The following is a 22,200-nucleotide window of genomic DNA, read 5'->3' on the forward strand; positions in this document are numbered from 1 at the left end:
GCCCTTACTTGGTGGCCGGCTTCTCGCTGTCGAGATGGGCCATCTGCTCCGCCGTGTAACGCGTGCCGGCGGCGACATCCGGCGGGAAGGCTTTCTCCAACGCGGCGAGGTGAGCTTGCGTCAGCGTTACCTCGGTCGCGCCGATCGCTTCGACCAGACGGTCGCGGGTGCGGGCGCCGACCAACGGCACGATGTCCGGGCCCTGCGCCGCAGTCCAGGCGATCGCGACTTGCGCCGGCGTCGCGCCGACGTCGTTCGCTATCGTGCGCAGCGATTCGACCAGCGCGAGATTGGCATCGAGGTTCGCGCCCTGGAAGCGCGGCGTCATCAGCCGATAGTCCTTGCCGGCCTTGCCCGAATCCTTCGACCAGTGACCGCTGATCAGGCCGCGCGCCAAGACGCCGTAGGCGGTGATACCGATGCCGAGCTCGCGGCAGGTCTTGAGGATGTCGCGCTCGATGCCGCGTTCGATCAGCGAATATTCGATCTGGAGATCGGCGATCGGATGCACGGCATGCGCGCGGCGGATGGTGTCGGAGCCGACCTCGGACAGACCGATATTCCTGACGTAGCCGGCCTTCACGAGATCGGCGAGGCCGCCGACGGTCTCTTCGATGGGAACGTTTGGATCGAGCCGCGCCGGACGATAGATGTCGACATGGTCGGTGCCGAGCCGCTGCAGCGAATAGGCGAGGAAGTTCTTGGTTGCGGCCGGCCGGCAGTCCATGTCGATGAAGTCGCCGGTGGGGCCGCGCAGCGCGCCGAACTTGACGCTGATCCGCACCTTCTCGCGTGAAACGTTCTTCAGCGCCTCACGGATCAGCATCTCATTGTGGCCCATGGCGTAGAAGTCGCCGGTGTCGAGCAGCGTGATGCCCGCATCGAGCGCCGCTTGGATGGTGGCGATGCTCTCGCCGCGATCGGAAGGACCATAGGCGTCCGACATGGCCATGCAGCCGAGACCGATGCTCGAGACGGTGGGGCCGGTTGAACCGAGTTTTCGCTGTTCCATGATGGCTCTCCTCGAAAAGGCGGCGGCTGATTGCGCCGCGTGACGAGGGCAGATATGCGCCCGAGCGATTGCGCCGATAAGCTGGACAATCCGGAATGGCTTGTTCACACTAGCGAACAATGGCCGAGCCTGACCTGCGCGATCTCGACGTCTTCATGGCGGTCGCCCGCACCCGCAATTTCCGGCGTGCGGCGGTCGAAATTCGGGTGTCGGTATCAAGTCTTAGCCAGCGGCTCCGGGACCTGGAGGAGCGCCTCGGCGTCCGCCTGATGAACCGCACCACGCGCAGCGTCGCGCTGACCGAAGCGGGCGAATTGCTGCTGTCGCGCGTCGCCCCGGCCTTGCGCGATGTCGGCGATGCCCTGGATCAGGTGCGCGGGCTGCGCGAGGTCGCCTCGGGCCGCCTCCGCATCAACGCACCCCCGCCGGCGGTCGATCTGGTGCTGGCGCCGATGGTCGGGCCGTTTCTGGCGGCACATCCGCAGGTCGATCTCGACGTCGTTTCCGAGAGCGGGTTCGTCGACATCATCAGCGCCGGTTTTGATGCCGGCGTCCGTTACGGCGAGCACCTCGCGCAGGACATGGTTGCGGTCCCCCTGAGTGGTCCGCAGCATTACGGCATCGTGGCCTCGCCTGCGTACCTCACGCGCCGCGGCAAGCCGAAGCATCCGAAGGATCTTCTCGACCATGACTGCATCCGCGCCCGCTATTCGAGCGGCGTCATGCACGATTGGGAGTTCGAGAAGAACGGGCAGATCATGAAGGTCGACCCGCCGGCCAAGCTGATCTCGACCAATATGAGCCTTGCCATGCGCGCTGCGCTCGACGGCGTCGGCGTGTGGGCAACGCTCGATGGCTACGTGCATGACGCCGTGAAGTCCGGCGCGCTGGTCAGCCTCATGGAGGATTGGTGCGAGCCGTTTCCCGGACCGTTCCTGTACTATCCAAGCCGCCGCCAGACCCCGCCTGCGCTTCGTGCGTTCATCGATTTCGTCGCGGATTGGCGCAAGCGGGAAGGACGCGGGACGTAAGCCTCAGAGCATGCTCGGCAGCACGCGATCCGGCGGCTTGTGGGCGTCGAGGAAGGTGCGGATGTTGATGATTACCTTCTCGCCCATCTCGACGCGGCCCTCGATCGTGGCCGAGCCCATATGCGGCAGCAGCGTTACCTTGCCGGCCTTGGCGAGCCGCACGAGTTTCGGGTTGACGGCGGGCTCGTGCTCGTAGACGTCGAGGCCGGCGCCGGCAATCTCGCCGCCTTCGATCAGCTTGATCAACGTGTCCTCGTCGGTCACCCCGCCGCGCGCGGTGTTGACGATGTAGGCGTCCTTGCGGATCAGCTTCAGCCGCCGCGCCGAGAGCAGGTGATAGGTCGCCGGCGTGTGCGGACAATTCACCGAGATGATGTCCATCCGCGCCAGCATCTGGTCGAGGCTTTCCCAATAGGTCGCGCCCAGCTCTTCGGCGATGACAGGCGCGACGGGGCGGCGGTTGTGATAGTGGATCTGCAGGCCGAAGGCGCGGGCGCGGCGCGCCACCGCCTGGCCGATGCGGCCCATGCCGATGATGCCGAGGCGCTTGCCGCCGATGCGGTGGCCGAGCATCCAGGTCGGCGACCAGCCCGCCCAGGGCTTTCCTTCGGTCAGGATCGAGGCGCCTTCGATCATCCGCCTGGGCACAGCGAGGATCAGCGCCATGGTCATGTCCGCGGTGTCTTCGGTCAGAACCTTCGGCGTATTGGTGACCGTGATGCCGCGGGCATGGGCGGCCGCAACGTCGATATTGTCGACGCCGTTACCGAAATTGGCGATCAGGCGGAGCTTGCAGTCGGGCTGGTTCACCACGTCGGCGCTGATGTGATCGGTCACGGTGGGAACCAGCACATCGGCGGTGCGCGCGGCTTCCGCGATCTGCTCGGCCGACATCGGCGTGTCCTCGAGATTGATCCGCGCATCGAACAGCTCGCGCATTCGCGTCTCGATCGAATCCGGCAGCTTGCGCGTCACCACGACGAGGGGCTTTTTCTTCACCGACATGTCCTGCTCTCATGGGGCGTCGCAGGCCGCCTCTGTCCCCAAAGGCTGGTCGTTGAGGCCTCATTAACCCGGTTGTTCGACACTGCCCTTGCCGTGTCCGTCCCCGGCGTTTCCTCCAAGCTCTCCCGACATTTCCGGCCGGAAAATCGGGGCAAACTGGTTGTTCAAGTGCTCGTCCTCTCTAGCAGAAGGCCGGGCCAAGACAAGAACCACGGCTCAAGGCTTGGAACCCGCGTGGGGCGGGGAGAAGGGGCAGACGCGGCAGGGTTTGGAATTGGAGTGAGGATCCGGCCTGGCCGGGTCTTCGACAGGAGACGGGTTGATGGCGTTGGGGCGTTTCTGTTCGGTGGTGGCGCTCGTTTGCACCTGGTTGAGTGCCTCGGTCAGCCCCTCGCATTCGGCGAAGGACAACACCCCGCAGACCGCCAGCGGCTTGCCGGTGCCGCGCTATGTCAGCCTCAAATCGGATCACGTGAACGTCCGCGCCGGCCCAACCAAGGACAATGACGTCGCCTGGGTCTACACCCGTGCCGGCCTGCCGGTCGAAATCACCGCCGAATTCGAGAACTGGCGCAGGGTGCGCGATTCCGAAGGAGCCGAGGGCTGGGTCTATCACTCGCTATTGTCTGGCCGCCGCACCGCGGTCGTCACCATGAAGCACAAGGACGACCTCGCCCCGATCTATGACCGGCCCGATCCCGACAGCGCGGTTGCGGCAAAGCTCCAGGCCGGTGTCGTCACGCAGGTGAAGAAATGCACCGCAAACTGGTGTCGCGTCACCGGCAACGGTTTTGACGGCTGGATCCAGCAGGAGCGCCTCTGGGGCGTCTATTCGGACGAGCAGGTGAATTGACGCGGTAGAGGCGAGCTGCTCCCCGTCATGCCCGGGCTTCCACGGACTTCGCGCGTGGTCCAAAAACGTGGATGGCCGGGACAAGCCCGGCCATGACGACGAATTCAGCAGTTTCGGATCGATCTCAGCGCTTCTTGCGCAGGCGCACGACCATGTCGATGCGCGCGATCTCGTAACCCTCGGGCACCTCGGGCATCTTGGACAGCGCCAGATGCGGATCCTCGATGTCGACCAGTTCGTGGCTGTTCTCGAGGTAGTAGTGGTGGTGGGTGGTGACGTTGGTGTCGAAATAGGTCTTGGTGCCGTCGACGCTGACCTGGCGGAGCAGGCCGGCATCGGTGAGCTGGTTCAGCGTGTTGTAGACGGTCGCCAGCGACACCGGGACCTTGGCCAGCGTAGCTTCCTCGTACAGCATTTCAGCCGTGAGGTGACGAGCCCCCTTCCCGAACAGCAACCAGCCGAGCGCCATGCGCTGGCGCGTCGGACGGAGCCCCGCGGACTGGAGCATTTCGTTGACGTCGTGCCAGGGGCAGCCGGTCAAGGCCGGCTGGCGGCCGGACAGGAGGGCCGCGGCATGAACGTCGTCGTCGTGATGGGACGCGGTATTCTCGGTCATTTCCAGATTTCGGGCACGCGTGAACAATATCTCTCTGTAATATAAGAACAGAAAGATGCAGATGCAAGTTTCTCGCAACTAGAGAGGTTCTAATCAGGCTTGGAACTGCGCGACCAGCGCGTCATTTTACCTTCATGCATGCGCTTTGCTACCTGAAATGGCCTGTGTTAGAGAGCGCGCGGTTCCGCTCAGCCGATGTTGGTGCAGCCGGCCTTGGGGGCTTGGCGCGCAATCCATCCGGGAGTTTGCGCAAGTCGCGGCCGGCGGTGGCAGTTGGCGTTGCTTTCCGATCGAGACGGGGCCCGTTTTCGCCAAAGAACGCCGCTCAACCGGGATTTGAACAGAGGCTAGTGAATGCTGAACAGGCGTAACGGTTACGAATACGAAGATCTGCTGGCCTGTGGCCGCGGCGAGATGTTCGGCCCGGGCAATGCCCAGCTGCCGTTGCCGCCGATGCTGATGTTCGACCGCATCACTGAAATCACCGACAATGGCGGTGAGTTCGGCAAGGGCCTCGTGCGCGCCGAGCTCGACGTCAAACCTGACCTGTGGTTCTTCGGCTGCCACTTCAAGAACGATCCGGTGATGCCCGGCTGCCTTGGCCTCGATGCGTTGTGGCAGATGGTCGGCTTTTATCTCGGCTGGATCGGCGGCGAAGGCCGGGGCCGCGCGCTTGGCCTCAGCGAGCTGAAGTTCGGCGGCCAGGTGCTGACCGAGGCCCGCAAGGTTGTGTACAACGTCGATATCAAACGCGTGATGCGGGCAAAGCTGGTGCTCGGGATTGCCGACGGGTGGCTTTCGGTCGATGACCAGATTATTTATCGCGCCAAGGATCTGAAGGTCGGCCTGTTCAAGCAAGGCACGAACCTGGGCTGAACGCATCACCAAGAAGGCAACGATTGAGGCGAGGCTGTCATGAGGCGGGTTGTGGTCACCGGAATGGGCATCGTCTCGTCCATCGGAAACAACACCCAGGAAGTGCTTGCGAGCCTTCACGAGGCGAAGTCGGGCATTTCGCGGGCTGAGAAATACGCCGAGCTGGGCTTCCGTTCGCAGGTGCAAGGTGAGCCGACGCTCGATCCCTCGACGGTGGTCGATCGCCGCGCGATGCGTTTCCTCGGTCAGGGTGCGGCGTGGAATCACGTCGCGATGGAGCAGGCGATCCAGGACTCCGGCCTGTCGCCAGACGAAGTCTCCAATATCCGCACCGGCATCATCATGGGCTCCGGCGGTCCCTCGGCGCGCACGATCGTCGAAGCTGCCGACATCACCCGCTCCAAGGGACCAAAGCGCGTCGGCCCGTTTGCGGTGCCGAAGGCGATGTCCTCCACGGCTTCCGCGACGCTCGCGACCTGGTTCAAGATCAAGGGCGTGAACTATTCGATCTCCTCGGCCTGCGCGACGTCGAACCATTGCGTCGGCAACGCCTATGAGACCATCCAGATCGGCAAGCAGGACATCATTTTCGCAGGCGGCTGCGAGGAGCTGGACTGGTCGTTGTCGGTGCTGTTCGACGCCATGGGCGCGATGTCCTCGAAGTACAACGACACGCCGGCCACGGCCTCGCGCCCCTACGACGTCAATCGCGACGGCTTCGTCATCGCCGGCGGCGCTGGCGTGCTGGTGCTCGAAGAGCTCGAGCATGCCAAGGCGCGCGGCGCGCGCATCTATGGCGAGATCGTCGGCTACGGCGCGACCTCGGACGGCCACGACATGGTGGCGCCGTCGGGCGAAGGCGCCGAGCGCTGCATGCGCATGGCGATGTCGACGGTGAAGACCAAGGTCGACTACATCAATCCGCACGCGACATCGACGCCCGCCGGCGATCCGCCGGAAATCGAGGCGATCCGAAAAGTATTCGGCGTCGGCGAGAAGTGCCCGCCGATCTCGGCGACCAAGGCGCTGACCGGCCACTCGCTGGGCGCAACAGGCGTGCAGGAGGCGATCTATTCGCTACTGATGATGAATAACGGCTTCATCTGCGAGAGTGCGCACATCCAGGAGCTCGATCCTGTGTTCGCCGACATGCCGATCGTGCGCAAGCGCATCGACAACGTCAAGATCGGCACCGCGCTGTCGAACTCCTTCGGCTTCGGCGGCACCAACGCCACGCTGGTGTTCAGCCGGCTGGATGCGTGACGCCTTGTTGGCTGCACTGTTGATTTTCTCGTCATGGCCGGGCTCGTCCCGGCCATCCACGTCTTGGCCTCAAGCATCGAAGCGATGAGCCCGGCCACGGCGAAGCGGAAGGTGATGGTGAGATGGAAGGTTTGATGAAAGGCAAGCGCGGTCTGATCATGGGCATCGCCAATGATCATTCGATCGCCTGGGGCATGGCGAAGACGCTGCATGCCCATGGTGCCGAGCTTGCCTTCACCTTCCAGGGCGACGCCCTCGGCAAGCGCGTCAAGCCGCTGGCGGAGCAACTCGGCGTGGATCTGGTGCTGCCTTGCGACGTCGAGGACATCGCCAGTGTCGATGCCACCTTCGCGGCGCTCCGCGACAAATGGGGCCGCCTCGACTTCGTGATCCACGCGATCGGTTTCGCCGACAAGAACGAGCTGAAGGGCCGCTACGCCGACACCAGCCGCGAGAATTTTTCGCGCACCATGGTGATCTCCTGCTTCTCGTTCACCGAAGTCGCAAAACGCGCCGCCGAACTGATGACGGAAGGCGGCAGCATGATCACGCTGACGTTCGGCGCGTCGGAGCGCGCGATGCCGAATTACAACGTGATGGGCGTGGCAAAGGCGGCGCTGGAAGCCTCCGTGCGCTATCTCGCTTCCGATTTCGGACCGCGCGGAATCCGCGTCAACGCGATCTCCGCCGGCCCCATCCGCACGCTCGCCGGCTCCGGCATCGGCGAGGCGCGGGCGATGTTCGCCTTCATGCAGAAGCACTCGCCGCTTCGTCGCGGCGTCACGCTCGACGACCTCGGCGGATCGGCGCTGTATCTGTTGTCGGATCTCTCCGGCGGCGTGACCGGCGAGATCCACTACGTGGATTCCGGCTACAACGTCATCCTGATGCCGAGGCCGGACGATTTGAAGACGGAAGACTAGATGGGAGCATGACCTTTCGGAAAGCGGCTGCACACTTTTCCGATCATGCTCTAACCTGCCGCGATCTTCTCCGCACGCTGGAACGCCGGGCGCGCCATGCAGCGCGCGAGATAGGCATCGAAGGCCGGGCGCGACGGCACCATCTTGAACAGGCGCACCGCGAAATTCAGGCCGGCGCCGACCGCGATGTCCGCCGCGGAAAATTCCTCGCCGAGAATCCACGGCCCCTTGTCGAGCGCGGCTTCCAGCACGTCGAACACCTGCGTCGCACTGCCCCACGCCGCGGTCGAGGTCGGGATCTCGATCTTGGTGAAGATCTGGATGATGGCCGGCTCGATGCAGCCGGGCGAGAAGAACAGCCATTGCAGATAGCGCGCACGGAGCGGATCGGTGACGGCGGGCGCGAGCTTGGTCTCCGGATAGCGGTCGGCGATGTAGGCGCAGATGGCCGCAGCTTCCCCGAGCGCGGCGTCTCCATCGGTCAGCGCCGGCACCTTTCCCATCGGATTGATCTTCAGATAATCCGGCGCCTTCTGCGCTCCGGTCGAAATGTCGGTCAGCACGCGCTCATAGGGCAGGCCGCTTTCTTCCATCAGCCAGAGCGTCGTGAAGGAGCGCGAGCGGGGCGACCAGTAGAGCTTGATCATGGGGCGGAACCTTCCGGAGGCGAGAGGCGAACAGGGCGCAATTCATGCCGCGTTTGCCGCGCATCCGCAACGCTCTACGCCTAGGTTGAAGCCAACCAACGCAAACGACATGTGGGTCAACGTTCTCCGGTGTCGCTTTGGCGCTCTGCCGGTCGACGTCCAAGCAAAAGCGGCAACGTCTTGTCGAGGCTTTCCGCCAGCATGGCGCGCACGCCGTCGTGCAGTGCGGGATGGTCGGCGGCATCTTCAGGGCGCGTTGGAAACGATTCTGCGGGCAACTCGCGATAAGGGCCGCCGACGAGCTTGCCCAAAAACCTCTGCACCGCCAGCGAATGATCCAGGTGGATCAGCGCAGAGCTCTGTCTGACGATGGCAAAGTCGCGCCCGTCAAAGATACGGATAAACGCCAGGGCGTGGAGAAAGATGCGACGCCCGAGCACCACATCCTGGTTGAGGATGCCGAAGCCGCGGACCGTATAGCTTGATGACCCGATCGGACTGATTGCATTGAGGATCTGGATGTAGTGCCGGCAATTCGTTCCTTTCACGGCCTCGCGCATGTATCCGGCCAGCTCCGCGTTGGGATCGCGGATCAACCCGCCTTTCAACGTGTCCTTTGACTCATCGCGGGGAGGAAATTTCGCCGGGCTGTAGGGGATTCTCAGAACGATCGCGCCGACAGGGATCGCGGCGCGAGCCCGCGCGAAGATCAGATCGCTCAGTCCCCAGCCTGGGATCGGGACCACCGTCTTCTTGTTCTGAAATATGGTCAGGCTGGTTGTCTGCACGGTGAACTCACCGCCGGTGGTGACGACGACACCGAAGTCGCACGAGCCGCCGGCCACGGGAACGGGCCTGCCCGTCGATTCACGCCGAGTGCCTAGCTTGCCATTGGCTTGTTTGACAGTTGGTTGTCCTGTCTCCGGTTGGGCTTGTGCCCGCGCCTGAGTGGAAAAACACCACAGGACAATCACAATGACGAGCAGTCGGGCGATGATGCTGAACGGCTGTGTTCGCAGGCGCAGCCAAACTTGATCCTTTGTCGCCTCGCGTCGGCAAAGGAGCTTACTCTTCCTTTAGATAGCCGGGGAGGCTCCGGTCGAGCCTTTCTAAGACGAGCGCACGCGTTCTCTCGCGCAACGCCGCGTTGGTCGAAGCTGTCTCGGGCGGATCTGGGAACAGCGAATTGTCGAGCTTCGTGATCGGGTCTTCAAACAGACGCATGCTAGTGGCGAGGTTCGCGCCGATATCCGTAAGGGGACGCTTGATCTGTTCGTAGCTGCGGCCGTCAATCAGCGTGATCGCGACATTGGCGAAAAGGTGTGAGTGTCGAATCAAGCTGCCGAGCCCCTGGTTGTAGGTGCCGATGCCGTTCAGCGTCATGTTCGAGTTCGGCAGCTTCGTCTTGAAAGTGGTTGCGACGAGATAGCGATCGCAATTCGCATTCGCGGTGAACCCCTTCACGATCACCGGCAGAGTCTCTTTGGGGTCCGGGATGAAGATCGCCTTCGCATGATAGAAGGGATCGAAGGCGCCCTTGGGATAAGCGATCCTGCGTATCGAGGAATCGTTGTTCGTTGCCGCGCGCACGCGCGTAAAAACGAGATCATCGAGGCCCCAGTCGATCGGGACCTCTTTTGCTTCCGCCTCGAAGATTGTGACGCCGAACTTCTGTACGGAGTAATGCTCGCCGATTGCCGAGATTACGCCGAGACGGCACGGACCGCTGTTCATCTGCTCGGCCGGTTTGACTGCCGCAGCTTTCGGCTTCGTCGCCGCTTTCTTGACGGTCGGCTTTGAGGGAGGCGTGGGTGGCGCGGTGGTCGCAGGAGGAGTTTGAGCTGCTGCCAGAGCTAGAGAAGACAGCAAAACGATCGCGGGAGCAGCAAATCGAATCATGGATTCCAGGGTATCAGCAGCGGGAGAATATCGATCACGCCACCCTAGATTAGGACGGTGACAACCGCAAGCTGCACCCGCGTGTTGCTGCCTATCCGGCCGGCCGTTGCCGCTTCCACCGGTAGTACTTCATCACGAACCCGTTCGACGGTTCGACCTCCTCCTTCTCGAACACAAAACCTTCGCGTTCGTACCAGCGCCAGGCCTTCTCATTCTCGCGGACGCACCGCAGGTACATCTCCTCCGGCATTTGCGTGCGCGTGAAGGCGAGCAGCTTCCGTCCGAGCGATTGCCCCTGATAGGCGGGCGCAACGAAGAGCATGTCGAGATAGAGTTTGGGCAGATGCAGTGCCAGCATCGCGGCGATCGTGCCGCGATCGTCGGCGACGAACAGGCTCCAGCCGTCCGCGATTTCGCGCCTGATGCGTGCACGCAGGTTGGCCAGGAGGAAGTCGCTCGCTTCGGCAAGCCCGGTCGAGACCCAGCTCTCCATCCAGACGCGGCCGATCTCGTCATACTCCTCGGGGCGGGCGGCGCGGATGATCGGATGCGACATCGTCGCTCAAGGCCGGTGGCTGCGCACGGATTGGTGCGCGCGCACCTTGCCGGCCGACAGACAGACCACCTCGGAAATCTGCAGCAGTTGCCGTGCCAACGGGCTGGTCTTGCGCCAGACCATGCCGATGGTGCGGAACGGCTCGGGATCGCGGAAGCGCGCCAGCGAGACCGAGGCCGATCGCGTCTCGACCGGCACAGCCATCTCCGGGATCAGCGTCACGCCGATGCCGGCGCTGACCATCTGCACCAGCGTCGACAGCGAGTTCGCATCCAGCATCTCGCGCGGGGGCGCCGACTGCATGTTGCAGAAGGAGAGTGCCTGGTCGCGGAAGCAGTGCCCCTCCTCGAGCAGCAGGAGCCGCATCTCGCGCATCATCTCCCGCGACGGCACTGGGCTCCCCTCGTCGGAGCCCGGCCGTACCAGCAGGAATTTCTCTTCGAACAGAGCGACCTCGGTGAGCGAGGGCTCCGAGACCGGCAGCGCGACGATGGCGGTGTCGAGGCGCCCTTCCACGAGTTCCTGGATCAGCCGCGGGGTCATGGTTTCGCGCACCCGGATGTCGAGCTCCGGATGCATGCGCGTGAGATTCTTGGTGATCTTGGGCAGGAGATAGGGCGCGATGGTCGGGATCATGCCAATGCGCAGCCGGCCGGCGAAACGGTCCTGCGATGCCCGCGCGAAATCGCCGAGCTCATCGACCGAGCGTAAGATGTCACGGACCCGCTGTGCGAGTTCCTCGCCAAACCGGGTCAGCGCCACCTGGCGCGCGCTGCGCTCCAGCAACAGGCCGCCGAGCGCCTCCTCCAACTCCTTGATCTGCATCGACAAGGCCGGTTGCGAGATGGAGCAGGACTCGGCTGCACGGCCGAAATGGCCATGACGCGCCAGCGCATCGAAATACCGGAGCTGGCGCAGCGTCACATTGATCATCAGAAAATCCTATCGCAGCGATCATTAAAGTCAACTTTACCTGATCGAATGCGACGCTTAGAGTGGTTCTACCTGGTCCAAGGCGCAAGTCGACGCCACCAGAGGAGGTATTCATGGACGACACTTCGAAGTGCCCGTTTTCGGGCGGCAAACCGACGCGCGCGAACCGCGACTGGTGGCCAACCCAGCTCAACATCGAGGTCCTGCACAAGAACTCGGACAAATCGGATCCGATGGACAAGGACTTCGATTACGCCAAGGAGTTCAAGTCGCTCGACCTGAATGCGGTCATCAAGGACCTGACCGCTTTAATGACGGACTCGCAGGAATGGTGGCCGGCCGATTTCGGTCACTATGGCGGTCTCATGATCCGCATGGCCTGGCACAGTGCGGGCACTTACCGCATCACCGACGGCCGCGGTGGCGCCGGGGCCGGTCAGCAGCGTTTCGCGCCGCTCAACAGCTGGCCCGACAACGCCAACCTCGACAAGGCGCGCCGTCTGCTGTGGCCGATCAAGCAGAAATATGGCCGCAAGATTTCCTGGGCCGATCTGATGGTGCTCGCCGGCAACGTCGCGCTGGAATCAATGGGCTTCAAGACCTTTGGTTTCGCCGGCGGTCGCGTCGACGTCTGGGAGCCGGAAGAGCTCTATTGGGGCCCTGAAGGCACCTGGCTGGGCGATGAGCGCTACAGCGGTGAACGTCAGCTCGCCGAGCCGCTCGGTGCGGTGCAGATGGGCCTCATCTACGTCAATCCGGAGGGGCCGAACGGCAAGCCGGATCCGGTCGCTGCGGCCAAGGACATTCGCGAGACGTTCGCCCGCATGGCGATGAACGACGAAGAGACCGTCGCGCTGATCGCCGGTGGCCACAGCTTCGGCAAGACTCACGGCGCCGGCGATCCGTCGCTGGTCGGCCCGGAGCCGGAAGCGGGCGCGCTGGAAGATCAGGGCCTCGGCTGGAAGAGCACGCATGGGTCGGGCCTGGGTGCTGATTCCATCACCAGCGGCCTCGAGGTGACGTGGACGACGACGCCCACGAAGTGGAGCAACAACTTCTTCGAGAACCTGTTCAATTTCGAATGGGAGCTGACGAAGAGCCCGGCTGGTGCGCAGCAGTGGACGGCCAAGAACGCCGAGGCGATCATCCCCGATGCTTTCGACAAGTCGAAGAAGCATCGGCCGACGATGCTGACGACGGATCTCTCGCTGCGTTTCGACCCGGCTTACGAGAAAATCTCCCGGCGCTTCCTTGAAAACCCGGATCAGTTCGCGGACGCCTTCGCCCGCGCCTGGTTCAAGCTCACCCATCGCGACATGGGTCCGATCCACCGCTATCTCGGCCCGCTGGTGCCGAAGGAGACGCTGATCTGGCAGGATCCGATTCCGGCGGTGAATCACGAGCTGGTTAGCGATCAGGACATTGCCGCCCTGAAGACGAAGATCCTGGGCTCCGGCCTCTCGGTGTCCGAGCTGGTCTCGACCGCCTGGGCGTCGGCCTCGACGTTCCGCGGCTCCGACAAGCGCGGCGGCGCCAACGGCGCACGCATCCGTCTTGCCCCGCAGAAGGATTGGGAGGTCAACGAGCCGGCTCAGCTCGCCAAGGTGCTCGGCAAGCTCGAAGCGATCCAGAAGGACTTCAACGCGTCGTCCGGCGCCAAGAAGGTCTCGCTGGCGGACCTGATCGTGCTCGGCGGTACCGCCGCGGTCGAGAAGGCGGCAAAGGACGCAGGCGTCGATGTGAAGGTTGGCTTCACGCCGGGTCGGATGGATGCGTCGCAGGAGCAGACCGATGCCGCCTCCTTCGCGCCGCTGGAGCCGCGGGCCGACGGTTTCCGCAACTACATCGGCAAGCGGCATCAGTTCATGCAGGAGGAAGAGGCTCTGGTCGATCGCGCGCAGTTGCTGAGGCTGACCGGTCCGGAGATGACGGTGCTGGTCGGCGGCCTGCGTGTGCTCGGTGCCAATGCGAACGGTTCGAAGCACGGCGTCCTCACGTCGAAGGTGGGCACGCTGAGCAACGACTACTTCGTCAACCTTCTCGACATGAGCACGCAGTGGACGCCGTCGGCTGATGGCGCCTATGAGGGGCGTGACCGCAAGACCAACGCGGTGAAGTGGACCGGCACGCGTGTCGATCTCATCTTCGGCGCACACTCGCAGCTCCGCGCCTTCGCCGAGGTCTACGCCACCTCGGACTCCAAGGAGAAGTTCGTCAAGGACTTCGCCAAGGCTTGGACCAAGGTGATGAACCTCGACCGGTACGACATCGTGGCGTGATTCCGATCAGCAAGCGATAGATAGAAGGGCGGTCGAGAGGCCGCCCTTCTTTGTTTCTGATTATCCTCACACGTCGAGTGCGCGTCGCGGCGAAGCCGTTGCAGCGAACATGAGACGGCGCGCCGGGATATGGATGACATGGGGATCTCCTGTCTGGAGACGATCCGCTGATGACGCGAGCGGCGGTACGAATAGTTACGCAGCTGCTCCCGTCGCCGGTTTCGATTGCAGTCACCGTGACACTGCGGCGGAATCGCGCACGGCCATTGCGATGACGCAGGCAGCCAACGGCCAACAAAAAGGGCGGCCTCTCGGCCGCCCTTCGTGTTTCTGGCTGTGGGAGAACCTACTCGCCGGCCGCTTCGCGCGGGGCATTCTCGCCCTCGGCGGCCTTTTCCTTGGCCTCGAGGTCCTCGCCGGTGGTCTGGTCGACCACCTTCATGGAGAGGCGGGTCTTGCCGCGATCATCGAAGCCGAGCAGCTTGACCTTGACCTTGTCGCCTTCCTTGACAACGTCGGAGGTCTTCTGCACGCGCGCCGAAGCGAGCTGGCTGATGTGGACGAGACCGTCCTTGGAGCCGAAGAAGTTCACGAAGGCGCCGAACTCCATCACCTTGACGACGGTGCCGTCGTAGATCTGGCCAACTTCCGGCTCGGACGCGATGGACTTGATCCACTTGATCGCGGCCTTCATCGCCTCGCCGTCGCTGGAGGCGACCTTCACGGTGCCGTCGTCCTCGATGTTGACCTTGGCGCCCGTCTTTTCGACGATCTCGCGGATCACCTTGCCGCCGGTGCCGATCACTTCGCGGATCTTGTCGGTCGGGATCTTGAAGGTCTCGATGCGCGGCGCATATTCGCCGAGCTCGGCGCGGGCGTTGGTCAGCGCCTTTGCCATCTCGCCGAGGATGTGGATGCGGCCGTCCTTGGCTTGGCCCAGGGCGACTCGCATGATCTCTTCGGTGATGCCCTCGATCTTGATGTCCATCTGGAGCGAGGTGATGCCCTGCTCGGTACCGGCAACCTTGAAGTCCATGTCGCCGAGATGGTCCTCGTCACCGAGGATGTCCGAGAGAACCGCAAAGCGCTTGTCTTCGAGGATCAGGCCCATCGCGATGCCCGCGGTCGGCCGCTTCAACGGCACGCCCGCATCCATCAGCGCCAGCGAGGCGCCGCAGACCGAAGCCATCGACGAGGAGCCGTTGGATTCGGTGATCTCCGAGACCACGCGCACGGTGTAGGGAAATTCATGGTGCGGTGGCAGCACCGGATGAATTGCGCGCCAGGCCAGCTTGCCGTGGCCGATCTCGCGGCGCTTGGTGCCGCCGAGGCGGCCGGTCTCGCCGACCGAGTAGGGCGGAAAGTTGTAGTGCAGCAGGAACGTCTCCTTGTACGTCCCCGACAACGCGTCGATGTACTGCTCGTCCTCGCCGGTGCCGAGCGTGGTCACGACCATCGCCTGGGTCTCGCCGCGGGTGAACAGCGCCGAGCCGTGGGCGCGGGGCAGCACGCCGACTTCGGCGACGATGTTGCGTACGGTCTTGCTGTCACGGCCGTCGATGCGCTTGCCGGTGTCCAGGATGTTCCAGCGAACGATCTTGGCTTCGAGCTCCTTGAACACGCCGGCGATACGGAGCTTGTCGTATTTCGGCTCCTGCCCTTCCGGGAAGTAATGGGCGATCACCTTTTCCTTGACCTTGCCGACAGCGGCGTAGCGATCCTGCTTCACGGGAATCGCATAGGCGGCGCGCAGCTCCTGCTCGACCAGGCCGAGCATCTCCTTCTCGAGCGCGGCATTGTCGATCACGGTGACTTCGCGCGGTTCCTTGGCGGCCTTCTCGGCGAGCTCGATGATCGCGTTGATCACCGGCTGGAAGTGGCGGTGACCGAACATCACGGCGCCGAGCATGATGTCTTCGTTCAGCTCCTTGGCTTCCGATTCCACCATCAGCACGGCGTCGGCGGTGCCGGCGACGACGAGGTCGAGCTGGGTATCGACCATCTCGTCGAGCGTCGGGTTGAGGATGAACTCGTCATTGGCGAAGCCGACGCGCGCTGCGCCGATCGGGCCCTTGAACGGGGCGCCGGACAGGGTCAGCGCTGCCGACGACGCGACCAGCGCGACGATATCGGGGTCGTTCTCCATGTCGTGCGACAGCACGGTGACGATCACCTGGGTCTCGTTGCGCCAGCCGTCGACGAATAGCGGACGGATCGGACGGTCGATCAGGCGGGAGACCAGCGTCTCCTTCTCGGTCGGACGGCCCTCGCGCTTGAAATAACCGCCGGGGATGCGGCCCGCAGCGTAGGTCTTCTCCTGGTAGTCGACGGTCAGCGGCAGGAAGTCGACGCCCTCGCGCGGCGCCTTCGCCGCGACGACGGTGGCGAGCACCACGGTCTCGCCATAGGTGGCGACGACGGCGCCGTCAGCCTGGCGGGCGATCTTGCCGGTTTCGAGCTTGAGTGGGCGTCCGCCCCAGTCGATCTCGACTGAATGCTTATTGAACATGGAGGTCTTCTTTCATGGGTTCTCGAAAGAAGGGACGCTTCGAAAAACAAAAACCATGCGCAAGATTGCGGGGCGCTGATCGGAGCGGATGATCAGCGTCCTGCGATCCTGCCATGGTTTTTGGATTTCGGATGGCGTCCATCCTTTCGGGTCATACGGGCGCCTTGCCCGTTGTGCCCAGCCGCCGGATTGCTGCTGGACTGTCAGTCGGCACGAATGCGAACACCGAACCGCGGTCCTCGCTCTTCATGCCCGGATGCGAATCCTCAACGGCCCGCATCCGACGCGCACGCAACCTCGATCAAAAACCTTTAAGGAAACGCTTTCGTTCGAAACCACGCGCGAAAACGCGCGCCAGTGGCGCGCGCAGGAACTCTTAACGACGAATGTTGTGCTTCTCGAGCAGTGCCTTGTACCGCGCCTCGTCCTTCTTCTTGAGATAGTCGAGGAGCGAGCGACGGGTCGAGACCAGCTTCAAGAGGCCGCGACGCGAATGGTTGTCCTTCACGTGGGTCTTGAAATGGTTGGTGAGGTTGGTGATGCGTTCCGACAGGATCGCGACCTGAACCTCGGGCGAGCCGGTGTCGCCGGCCTTGGTGGCATTCGTCTTGATGACTTCCGCTTTGCGTTCTGCGGCAATCGACATCGTCAATTTCTCTCGTTGCGACCGGAACTGGCAGTCAGGCCGGTCAGGTTGAACACACGCTTGGGGATGATTTCGCCATTGCCAACTTCAGCAAGCGCCAACAGACGGCCTGCCACCGTGACATAGACTGTGCCGCTACAAGTGGGCGCATCCCGTCCGCGCAACAAAACGGCCTGGCCCCGATGGAGCCTTGCCGCATCAGCCCGAGTGACGGCCAGTGCCGGGATGTCGTCCAGCGCGGTCTCAACGGGCAAAAGCGCGTCGGCGAGGCTACCCTCGCCGGACGCGGCTCTATCGCACAAAGCCTCCAACTGATCCAGCGGAATCATGTCGTTTTCGCCAAATGGGCCGACCAGGGTCCGCCTGAGCGCGCAGATATGGCCATAAGTGCCGAGAATCCGGCCCATATCGCGGGCCAGGGCGCGGACATAGGTGCCCTTGCCGCACTCGGCCTCGAACACGGCCCGGTCCTTATCCGGTTGATCTACAAGGGCTAAATGATGAATCTCGACCGGCCGGGGGGCCAGTTCCACAACTTCGCCGTCACGGGCGAGGTCATAGGCGCGCTCGCCCTGGACCTTGATCGCGGAATAGCGCGGCGGGATTTGCTCGATCACCCCGGTGAAGCGGGGCAGAAGAGCCAGGATCGCCTCCCGGGTCGGGCGCTGGTCGGAGGTCGCGGTCACCCGGCCCTCGATATCGTCGGTGTCGCGCTCCTCGCCCCAGCAGACCGTGAACTGGTAGCGCTTGCGGCCGTCCATGACGAAGGGAACGGTCTTGGTAGCTTCGCCGAGGGCGATTGGCAGCCCGCCCGAGGCGAGCGGATCGAGCGTGCCGGCGTGGCCGGCGCGCTTAGCGTTGAACAGGCGCTTGAGCACGGCAACCGCCTGCGTCGAGGTCATGCCGATCGGCTTGTCGAGCACGACCCAGCCATGAACGTCGCGGCGCTCCCGGCGCGGCTGGTTGCCCTTCTGCTGCTTGGCGCGCGGATCGTTGTTGACGCGGCGCGGCTCCTGAAGCGGCCGGGCATCGCTTCCCGCCTCCGCGAAATTATTCTTCTGCATGTCTCGCTGATCGACATCGTTGCCGCCGATCGTGCCGTGAGCCGGGTCCATGGTCATTGCTCTTCTTCCCGATCCGAAGCCGGATTCTGTTCCAGGTCCTTCTGCACCGCAGGCGTTCGCAAAAGCTTCTCGATCCGTTCCGCTTCGTCGAATCGCTCATCGACGCGGAAGCGAATGTCAGGTGCAAATTTCAGGTTAACGCGCCGCGCGACCTCGCCGCGCAGGAACTTCTTGTTGCGTTCGAGCGCCGCGATCACGATCTCGGTGTCGCGGCCACCGAGCGGCATCACGTAGACTGTCGCGAGCTTGAGATCGGGCGACATCCGCACCTCCGGCACGGTGATGATGTGACCTTCGAGGTCCGCATCATGCACATTGCCTTGCGCCAGAATATCGGCCATCGCGTGGCGAACCTGCTCGCCGACGCGCAACTGGCGTTGCGAGCCTCCGCCGGGCGTGGAACTCTTTTTCTGATGGTGGCGTGGCATTGTCGAAAATCACCTCGTCATGCCCGTGCTTGGGACACCGGCATCGTCATTTGTCCTGTTGAGACGAACAAGGGGTGGATGGCCGGAAAAATCCGGCCATCGCACTCCCGCAATTTCAGTTCAAAATGATCCGAACGCTTCGGTAAGATTTGGACTTACAGGGAGCGCTGGATCGTCTCCACGCGATAACACTCGATCACGTCGCCGGCACGCATGTCGTGATAGTTCTCGAAGGCCATGCCGCATTCCTGGCCGGACTGGACTTCCTTCACTTCGTCCTTGAAGCGCTTCAGCGTCGACAGCTTGCCTTCGTGCACGACGACGTTGTCGCGGATCAGGCGCACGTTGGCGCCGCGTTCCACGGTGCCGTCGGTGACGCGGCAGCCGGCGACCTTGCCGACCTTGGAGATGTTGAAGATCTCCAGGATCGAGGCATTGCCCAGCATGGTTTCGCGCAAGGTCGGCGCGAGCAGGCCGCTCATCGCCTTCTTCACGTCATCCACGAGGTCGTAGATGATGTTGTAGTAGCGGATCTCGATGCCGTTGCGCTTGGCGGCGGCAGCGGCTTCCTTGTTGGCACGAACCGAGAAGCCGATGATCGCGGCGTTGAAGCCCTCCGCGAGCGTGACGTCCGATTCCGAGATACCGCCGACGCCGGCATGCAGGATGCGGGCGGCGACCTCGTCGGTGCCGAGCTTCTCCAGCGAGCCGAGAATCGCTTCCAACGAGCCCTGCACGTCGGCCTTGATGATCAGCGGGAACTCCTTGCGGCCCGCCGTCTTCAACTGCGACATCATCTGCTCGAGCGAGCCGCGCATGCCGGAGATCGAGGCAGCCGCGTTCTCGCGCTTCTGGTGCGCGCGGTAGCTGGTGACCTGACGGGCGCGGGCTTCGTTCTCGACCACCGCAAGACGATCGCCGGCTTCCGGCGGACCGTTGAAGCCGAGCACTTCGACCGGCACCGAGGGACCGGCTTCCTGCACCGTCTCGCCCTGATCCGAGATCAGCGCGCGGACACGGCCCATTTCGGCGCCGGCGACGATGATGTCGCCGACACGAAGCGTGCCGCGCTGGACCAGCACGGTCGCGACCGGACCACGGCCGCGATCGAGCTTGGCCTCGATCACGGTGCCTTCGGCCGGACGCTGCGAATTGGTCTTCAGGTCGAGGATTTCGGCCTGGAGCGCGATCATCTCGAGCAGCTTGTCGAGATTGGTCTTGTTCTTGGCGGATACTTCGACGTCGACGACGTCGCCGCCGAAGGATTCCACCTGCACCTCGTGCTGGAGCAGTTCGGTGCGCACGCGCTCCGGCTTTGCGTCGGGCTTGTCGATCTTGTTGATGGCAACGATGATCGGCACCCGCGCCGCCTTGGCGTGGTTGATGGCTTCGATCGTCTGCGGCATCACGCCGTCGTCGGCAGCGACCACCAGCACGACGATGTCGGTGACTTTGGCGCCGCGCGCGCGCATCGCGGTGAACGCAGCGTGGCCGGGCGTGTCGATGAAGGTGATCTTCTTGCCGCTTTCGGGCGAAACCACCTGATAGGCGCCGATGTGCTGGGTGATGCCGCCGGCCTCGCCTGAGACCACGTTGGCGTGGCGGAGCGCGTCGAGCAGCGAAGTCTTGCCGTGATCGACGTGACCCATGACGGTCACGACGGGCGAGCGCGTCTCAGTGTCGGTGGAATCGTCGACGGTGTCGAACAGACCTTCTTCGACGTCCGATGCGGCAACGCGCTTGACGGTGTGGCCCAGTTCCTCGGCGATCAGCTGGGCGGTGTCGGCGTCGATCACGTCGGTGATCTTGTGCATCGCGCCCTGCTTCATCAGCATGCGGATGACGTCGACCGCGCGCTCGGACATGCGGTTGGCGAGTTCCTGGATCGTGATCGCTTCCGGAATGACCACCTCGCGGATGAGCTTTTCCTTCGGCTCGTTCGCGGCATGGCCCTTCAGCCGCTGGGTGCGGCGACGGAACGAGGCGATCGAGCGCTCGCGGACCTCGTCGGCATTGAGGGCGGTGACGACCGTCAGGCGGCCGCGCTCTTTCTGCGGCCCGGGCTTGTGGGTGGTCTTGGGGGCCGCCACAGGACGCGCGGCGCCGCCGGGACCACGACGGATCTGGCGCGGACCATCGTCCTCGTCGGGTCCGGCCGCAACGGCCGGAGCGCGCCCTGCAGGGCCTGCCGGCCGCTGCGTGGTCGTCGTGGTCGGGCGTGCAGTGGTGGTCGCCGCAGGTCGCGCCGTGCTCGGCGCCGAACGCGGAGCGCTCGTCACCGGAGCGGTTGCGGGTCGTGCGGCAGAAGGCTGCTCGCCTTCGCCAAAACGCTTCTTGGCCTCGGTCTCGGCCTTGCGCTTGGCCTCGTCCTCGTGACGGTGGCGCTCCTCCTCGGCCTTGCGGCGGGATTCGGCGGCTTCGCGCTCGGCGCGTTCGGCTGCCTCGCGCACGGCGCGGCGCTGGGCCTCTTCCTCGGCCTGGCGGCGTTCCTCGACCTCGCGCAGCTTGGCATCGGCCAGCGCGCTGGCACGGGCCGAACGCTCGTCCTCGGTCAGCGTGCGCAGCACCACGCCGGAACCGGCGTTGCGGGGCGGGGCGGCTTTCGGGGCGGGACGCGGCGCCGCGGCGGGCGCAGCCGGCGCGGGCTTTGCGACCTCGGCAGCCTGCGGCTCAGGAGCGCCGTCGATCCGGCGCTTGCCGCGCTTCTCGACCACGACCTGCTTGCTGCGGCCATGGCTGAAGCTCTGGCGCACAGTGCCCGTTTCGACGCGCGGCTTGAGCGATAGCGTCTTGCTCGGAACGCTCAGCTTCTTGTCGCCAGGGGTCTTGGTATCAACCATTCAGCAGTCCTAATCCTGATTTATCAGTGTTGTGCGTTGCCGCACCGTCCAATTGGGTCGTCTTGTCTCTCAGAAATCCTGGCCGGGCTTTTCGGCAGTCTTGTCATCGTCCGCCATCCGGTATCGGACCAGCATCTGGCTACGTGACAGGAATGACTTGCTCGCCGGGCCCGCGAGCAGGGCAGCATGTATCACATTTGACCGGGTCAGTGCCAAATCCAATTCTACCGATTTCAGTGCGGTGACGACGGGAATCTGCGGCTGGGCACCGCGATTTCCGGCATTTTGACGCGCCAGCATGTCCAATTTGCGGATTCCGTCCGCGGCCCCGTCGCTGGCATGGATCAGGACCTCGACCGTTCCTTCCCGAAGGGCGCTCTCGACCTTGCCGAAGCCGGCCACGACCTGGCCCGCCTTGGCGGCGATCCCAAGGGCTTCCGCCACGCTCCGAACCAGGAGCGCCTCGATGTCGGTGGGAAGCGTCTGGGAGACGCGCAACTCGCGCTTGAAGGCCTTGCTAAATTGGTGACGCCGGACGGCTTCCGCAACCACCTTGCGCGAGGCGCTAATCCACATGCCGCGCCCGGGCAGCTTGCGCTTGAGATCGGGAACTATCTGCCCGTCCGGCGAAACGACGAAGCGGATCAGCTCGTCGATCGGCCGGACCTCGCGGCTGACCGCGCACATGCGCATGGTCGCGGACTTTTCGGTCCGCGGCCCATGGTCGAGTTCGCTGTCAGTGCTGGCGAGCATCCGGGCG

General features: G+C 63.9%; 20 protein-coding genes. 6 read left to right on the plus strand and 14 right to left on the minus strand.

Annotation, left to right across the window (positions count from 1 at the left end):
• Positions 1-4: 4 nt before the first annotated feature.
• On the minus strand, positions 5-1,012 hold the full coding sequence (locus tag ACYCVF_RS17760) for an aldo/keto reductase (RefSeq protein ID WP_459598402.1): 1,008 nt from the start codon (positions 1,010-1,012) through the stop codon (positions 5-7).
• A 119-nt stretch (positions 1,013-1,131) separates the two neighbouring features.
• On the opposite strand from ACYCVF_RS17760, the gene ACYCVF_RS17765 reads away from it, so the two are divergent.
• Complete coding sequence (locus ACYCVF_RS17765; protein WP_459598404.1) at positions 1,132-2,043, plus strand: LysR family transcriptional regulator; 912 nt, start codon at positions 1,132-1,134, stop codon at positions 2,041-2,043.
• A gap of 3 nt (positions 2,044-2,046) precedes the next feature.
• Here ACYCVF_RS17765 and ACYCVF_RS17770 read toward each other — a convergent pair whose 3' ends face one another.
• Positions 2,047-3,048: a 2-hydroxyacid dehydrogenase gene (locus ACYCVF_RS17770; RefSeq protein ID WP_459598406.1), complete on the minus strand. Its 1,002-nt coding sequence runs from the start codon at positions 3,046-3,048 to the stop codon at positions 2,047-2,049.
• 322 nt (positions 3,049-3,370) lie between these two features.
• Here ACYCVF_RS17770 and ACYCVF_RS17775 point away from each other — a divergent pair, with 322 nt between their 5' ends.
• Positions 3,371-3,901 (plus strand): SH3 domain-containing protein, encoded by a 531-nt coding sequence (locus ACYCVF_RS17775; RefSeq protein WP_459598408.1) that lies wholly within the window; start codon positions 3,371-3,373, stop codon positions 3,899-3,901.
• Between the two features lie 124 nt (positions 3,902-4,025).
• Here ACYCVF_RS17775 and irrA read toward each other — a convergent pair whose 3' ends face one another.
• Positions 4,026-4,517: an iron response transcriptional regulator IrrA gene (gene irrA, locus ACYCVF_RS17780; protein ID WP_028133631.1), complete on the minus strand. Its 492-nt coding sequence runs from the start codon at positions 4,515-4,517 to the stop codon at positions 4,026-4,028.
• Positions 4,518-4,871: 354 nt separating this feature from the next.
• Here irrA and fabA point away from each other — a divergent pair, with 354 nt between their 5' ends.
• The 3 genes from fabA (at position 4,872) to fabI (ending at position 7,579) form a co-directional block, all read left to right on the plus strand.
• On the plus strand, positions 4,872-5,393 hold the full coding sequence (gene fabA, locus ACYCVF_RS17785; RefSeq protein ID WP_459598411.1) for a bifunctional 3-hydroxydecanoyl-ACP dehydratase/trans-2-decenoyl-ACP isomerase: 522 nt from the start codon (positions 4,872-4,874) through the stop codon (positions 5,391-5,393).
• Positions 5,394-5,432: 39 nt separating this feature from the next.
• On the plus strand, positions 5,433-6,656 hold the full coding sequence (gene fabB / locus ACYCVF_RS17790) for a beta-ketoacyl-ACP synthase I (RefSeq protein ID WP_459598413.1): 1,224 nt from the start codon (positions 5,433-5,435) through the stop codon (positions 6,654-6,656).
• 122 nt (positions 6,657-6,778) lie between these two features.
• Entirely contained in the window at positions 6,779-7,579 is an 801-nt protein-coding gene (gene fabI / locus ACYCVF_RS17795) for an enoyl-ACP reductase FabI (protein ID WP_459598415.1), read from the plus strand.
• A 50-nt stretch (positions 7,580-7,629) separates the two neighbouring features.
• On the opposite strand, the gene ACYCVF_RS17800 is transcribed toward fabI, so the two are convergent.
• The 5 genes from ACYCVF_RS17800 to ACYCVF_RS17820 form a co-directional block, all read right to left on the minus strand.
• A complete protein-coding gene (locus tag ACYCVF_RS17800; RefSeq protein WP_459598417.1) occupies positions 7,630-8,226 on the minus strand; it encodes a glutathione S-transferase family protein in 597 nt (198 codons plus the stop codon).
• A gap of 116 nt (positions 8,227-8,342) precedes the next feature.
• A complete protein-coding gene (locus tag ACYCVF_RS17805) occupies positions 8,343-9,071 on the minus strand; it encodes a hypothetical protein (RefSeq protein ID WP_459606570.1) in 729 nt (242 codons plus the stop codon).
• A 220-nt stretch (positions 9,072-9,291) separates the two neighbouring features.
• Complete coding sequence (locus tag ACYCVF_RS17810) at positions 9,292-10,125, minus strand: hypothetical protein (protein WP_459598421.1); 834 nt, start codon at positions 10,123-10,125, stop codon at positions 9,292-9,294.
• 91 nt (positions 10,126-10,216) lie between these two features.
• Complete coding sequence (locus tag ACYCVF_RS17815) at positions 10,217-10,681, minus strand: GNAT family N-acetyltransferase (RefSeq protein WP_459598423.1); 465 nt, start codon at positions 10,679-10,681, stop codon at positions 10,217-10,219.
• Between the two features lie 6 nt (positions 10,682-10,687).
• Positions 10,688-11,614 (minus strand): LysR substrate-binding domain-containing protein, encoded by a 927-nt coding sequence (locus tag ACYCVF_RS17820; protein ID WP_459598425.1) that lies wholly within the window; start codon positions 11,612-11,614, stop codon positions 10,688-10,690.
• Between the two features lie 113 nt (positions 11,615-11,727).
• On the opposite strand from ACYCVF_RS17820, the gene katG reads away from it, so the two are divergent.
• Positions 11,728-13,893 (plus strand): catalase/peroxidase HPI, encoded by a 2,166-nt coding sequence (gene katG, locus ACYCVF_RS17825; RefSeq protein ID WP_459598427.1) that lies wholly within the window; start codon positions 11,728-11,730, stop codon positions 13,891-13,893.
• Positions 13,894-14,239: 346 nt separating this feature from the next.
• On the opposite strand, the gene pnp is transcribed toward katG, so the two are convergent.
• The 6 genes from pnp to ACYCVF_RS17855 all read right to left on the minus strand — a co-directional run bounded on the left by pnp (position 14,240) and on the right by ACYCVF_RS17855 (position 22,193).
• Positions 14,240-16,402 carry a polyribonucleotide nucleotidyltransferase gene (pnp, locus tag ACYCVF_RS17830; RefSeq protein ID WP_459598429.1) on the minus strand — a complete coding sequence of 721 codons (2,163 nt, stop codon included), beginning with the start codon at positions 16,400-16,402 and terminating at the stop codon, positions 14,240-14,242.
• A 376-nt stretch (positions 16,403-16,778) separates the two neighbouring features.
• Entirely contained in the window at positions 16,779-17,048 is a 270-nt protein-coding gene (rpsO, locus tag ACYCVF_RS17835; RefSeq protein ID WP_124162439.1) for a 30S ribosomal protein S15, read from the minus strand.
• Positions 17,049-17,050: 2 nt separating this feature from the next.
• Positions 17,051-18,169 carry a tRNA pseudouridine(55) synthase TruB gene (truB, locus tag ACYCVF_RS17840; RefSeq protein WP_459598432.1) on the minus strand — a complete coding sequence of 373 codons (1,119 nt, stop codon included), beginning with the start codon at positions 18,167-18,169 and terminating at the stop codon, positions 17,051-17,053.
• On the minus strand, positions 18,166-18,600 hold the full coding sequence (rbfA, locus tag ACYCVF_RS17845; RefSeq protein ID WP_459598434.1) for a 30S ribosome-binding factor RbfA: 435 nt from the start codon (positions 18,598-18,600) through the stop codon (positions 18,166-18,168). Before rbfA ends, truB begins: the two co-directional genes overlap by 4 nt.
• A gap of 155 nt (positions 18,601-18,755) precedes the next feature.
• Entirely contained in the window at positions 18,756-21,440 is a 2,685-nt protein-coding gene (gene infB / locus ACYCVF_RS17850; protein ID WP_459598436.1) for a translation initiation factor IF-2, read from the minus strand.
• A gap of 69 nt (positions 21,441-21,509) precedes the next feature.
• Positions 21,510-22,193, minus strand: coding sequence for an RNA-binding protein (locus tag ACYCVF_RS17855; RefSeq protein ID WP_459598438.1), 684 nt, complete (start codon positions 22,191-22,193; stop codon positions 21,510-21,512).
• Positions 22,194-22,200 lie beyond the last annotated feature (7 nt).

The sequence above is a fragment of the Bradyrhizobium cedriense genome (genome assembly GCF_054602315.1).

Excerpts from the sequence above, each read along its gene's own strand:
- ACYCVF_RS17760 (WP_459598402.1), bottom strand. The coding sequence starts at position 1,012 with ATGGAACAGCGAAAACTCGGTTCAACCGGCCCCACCGTCTCGAGCATC.
- ACYCVF_RS17765 (WP_459598404.1), top strand. The coding sequence starts at position 1,132 with ATGGCCGAGCCTGACCTGCGCGATCTCGACGTCTTCATGGCGGTCGCC.
- ACYCVF_RS17770 (WP_459598406.1), bottom strand. The coding sequence starts at position 3,048 with ATGTCGGTGAAGAAAAAGCCCCTCGTCGTGGTGACGCGCAAGCTGCCG.
- ACYCVF_RS17775 (WP_459598408.1), top strand. The coding sequence starts at position 3,371 with ATGGCGTTGGGGCGTTTCTGTTCGGTGGTGGCGCTCGTTTGCACCTGG.
- irrA (WP_028133631.1), bottom strand. The coding sequence starts at position 4,517 with ATGACCGAGAATACCGCGTCCCATCACGACGACGACGTTCATGCCGCG.
- fabA (WP_459598411.1), top strand. The coding sequence starts at position 4,872 with ATGCTGAACAGGCGTAACGGTTACGAATACGAAGATCTGCTGGCCTGT.
- fabB (WP_459598413.1), top strand. The coding sequence starts at position 5,433 with ATGAGGCGGGTTGTGGTCACCGGAATGGGCATCGTCTCGTCCATCGGA.
- fabI (WP_459598415.1), top strand. The coding sequence starts at position 6,779 with ATGGAAGGTTTGATGAAAGGCAAGCGCGGTCTGATCATGGGCATCGCC.
- ACYCVF_RS17800 (WP_459598417.1), bottom strand. The coding sequence starts at position 8,226 with ATGATCAAGCTCTACTGGTCGCCCCGCTCGCGCTCCTTCACGACGCTC.
- ACYCVF_RS17810 (WP_459598421.1), bottom strand. The coding sequence starts at position 10,125 with ATGATTCGATTTGCTGCTCCCGCGATCGTTTTGCTGTCTTCTCTAGCT.
- ACYCVF_RS17815 (WP_459598423.1), bottom strand. The coding sequence starts at position 10,681 with ATGTCGCATCCGATCATCCGCGCCGCCCGCCCCGAGGAGTATGACGAG.
- ACYCVF_RS17820 (WP_459598425.1), bottom strand. The coding sequence starts at position 11,614 with ATGATCAATGTGACGCTGCGCCAGCTCCGGTATTTCGATGCGCTGGCG.
- katG (WP_459598427.1), top strand. The coding sequence starts at position 11,728 with ATGGACGACACTTCGAAGTGCCCGTTTTCGGGCGGCAAACCGACGCGC.
- pnp (WP_459598429.1), bottom strand. The coding sequence starts at position 16,402 with ATGTTCAATAAGCATTCAGTCGAGATCGACTGGGGCGGACGCCCACTC.
- rpsO (WP_124162439.1), bottom strand. The coding sequence starts at position 17,048 with ATGTCGATTGCCGCAGAACGCAAAGCGGAAGTCATCAAGACGAATGCC.
- truB (WP_459598432.1), bottom strand. The coding sequence starts at position 18,169 with ATGACCATGGACCCGGCTCACGGCACGATCGGCGGCAACGATGTCGAT.
- rbfA (WP_459598434.1), bottom strand. The coding sequence starts at position 18,600 with ATGCCACGCCACCATCAGAAAAAGAGTTCCACGCCCGGCGGAGGCTCG.
- infB (WP_459598436.1), bottom strand. The coding sequence starts at position 21,440 with ATGGTTGATACCAAGACCCCTGGCGACAAGAAGCTGAGCGTTCCGAGC.
- ACYCVF_RS17855 (WP_459598438.1), bottom strand. The coding sequence starts at position 22,193 with ATGCTCGCCAGCACTGACAGCGAACTCGACCATGGGCCGCGGACCGAA.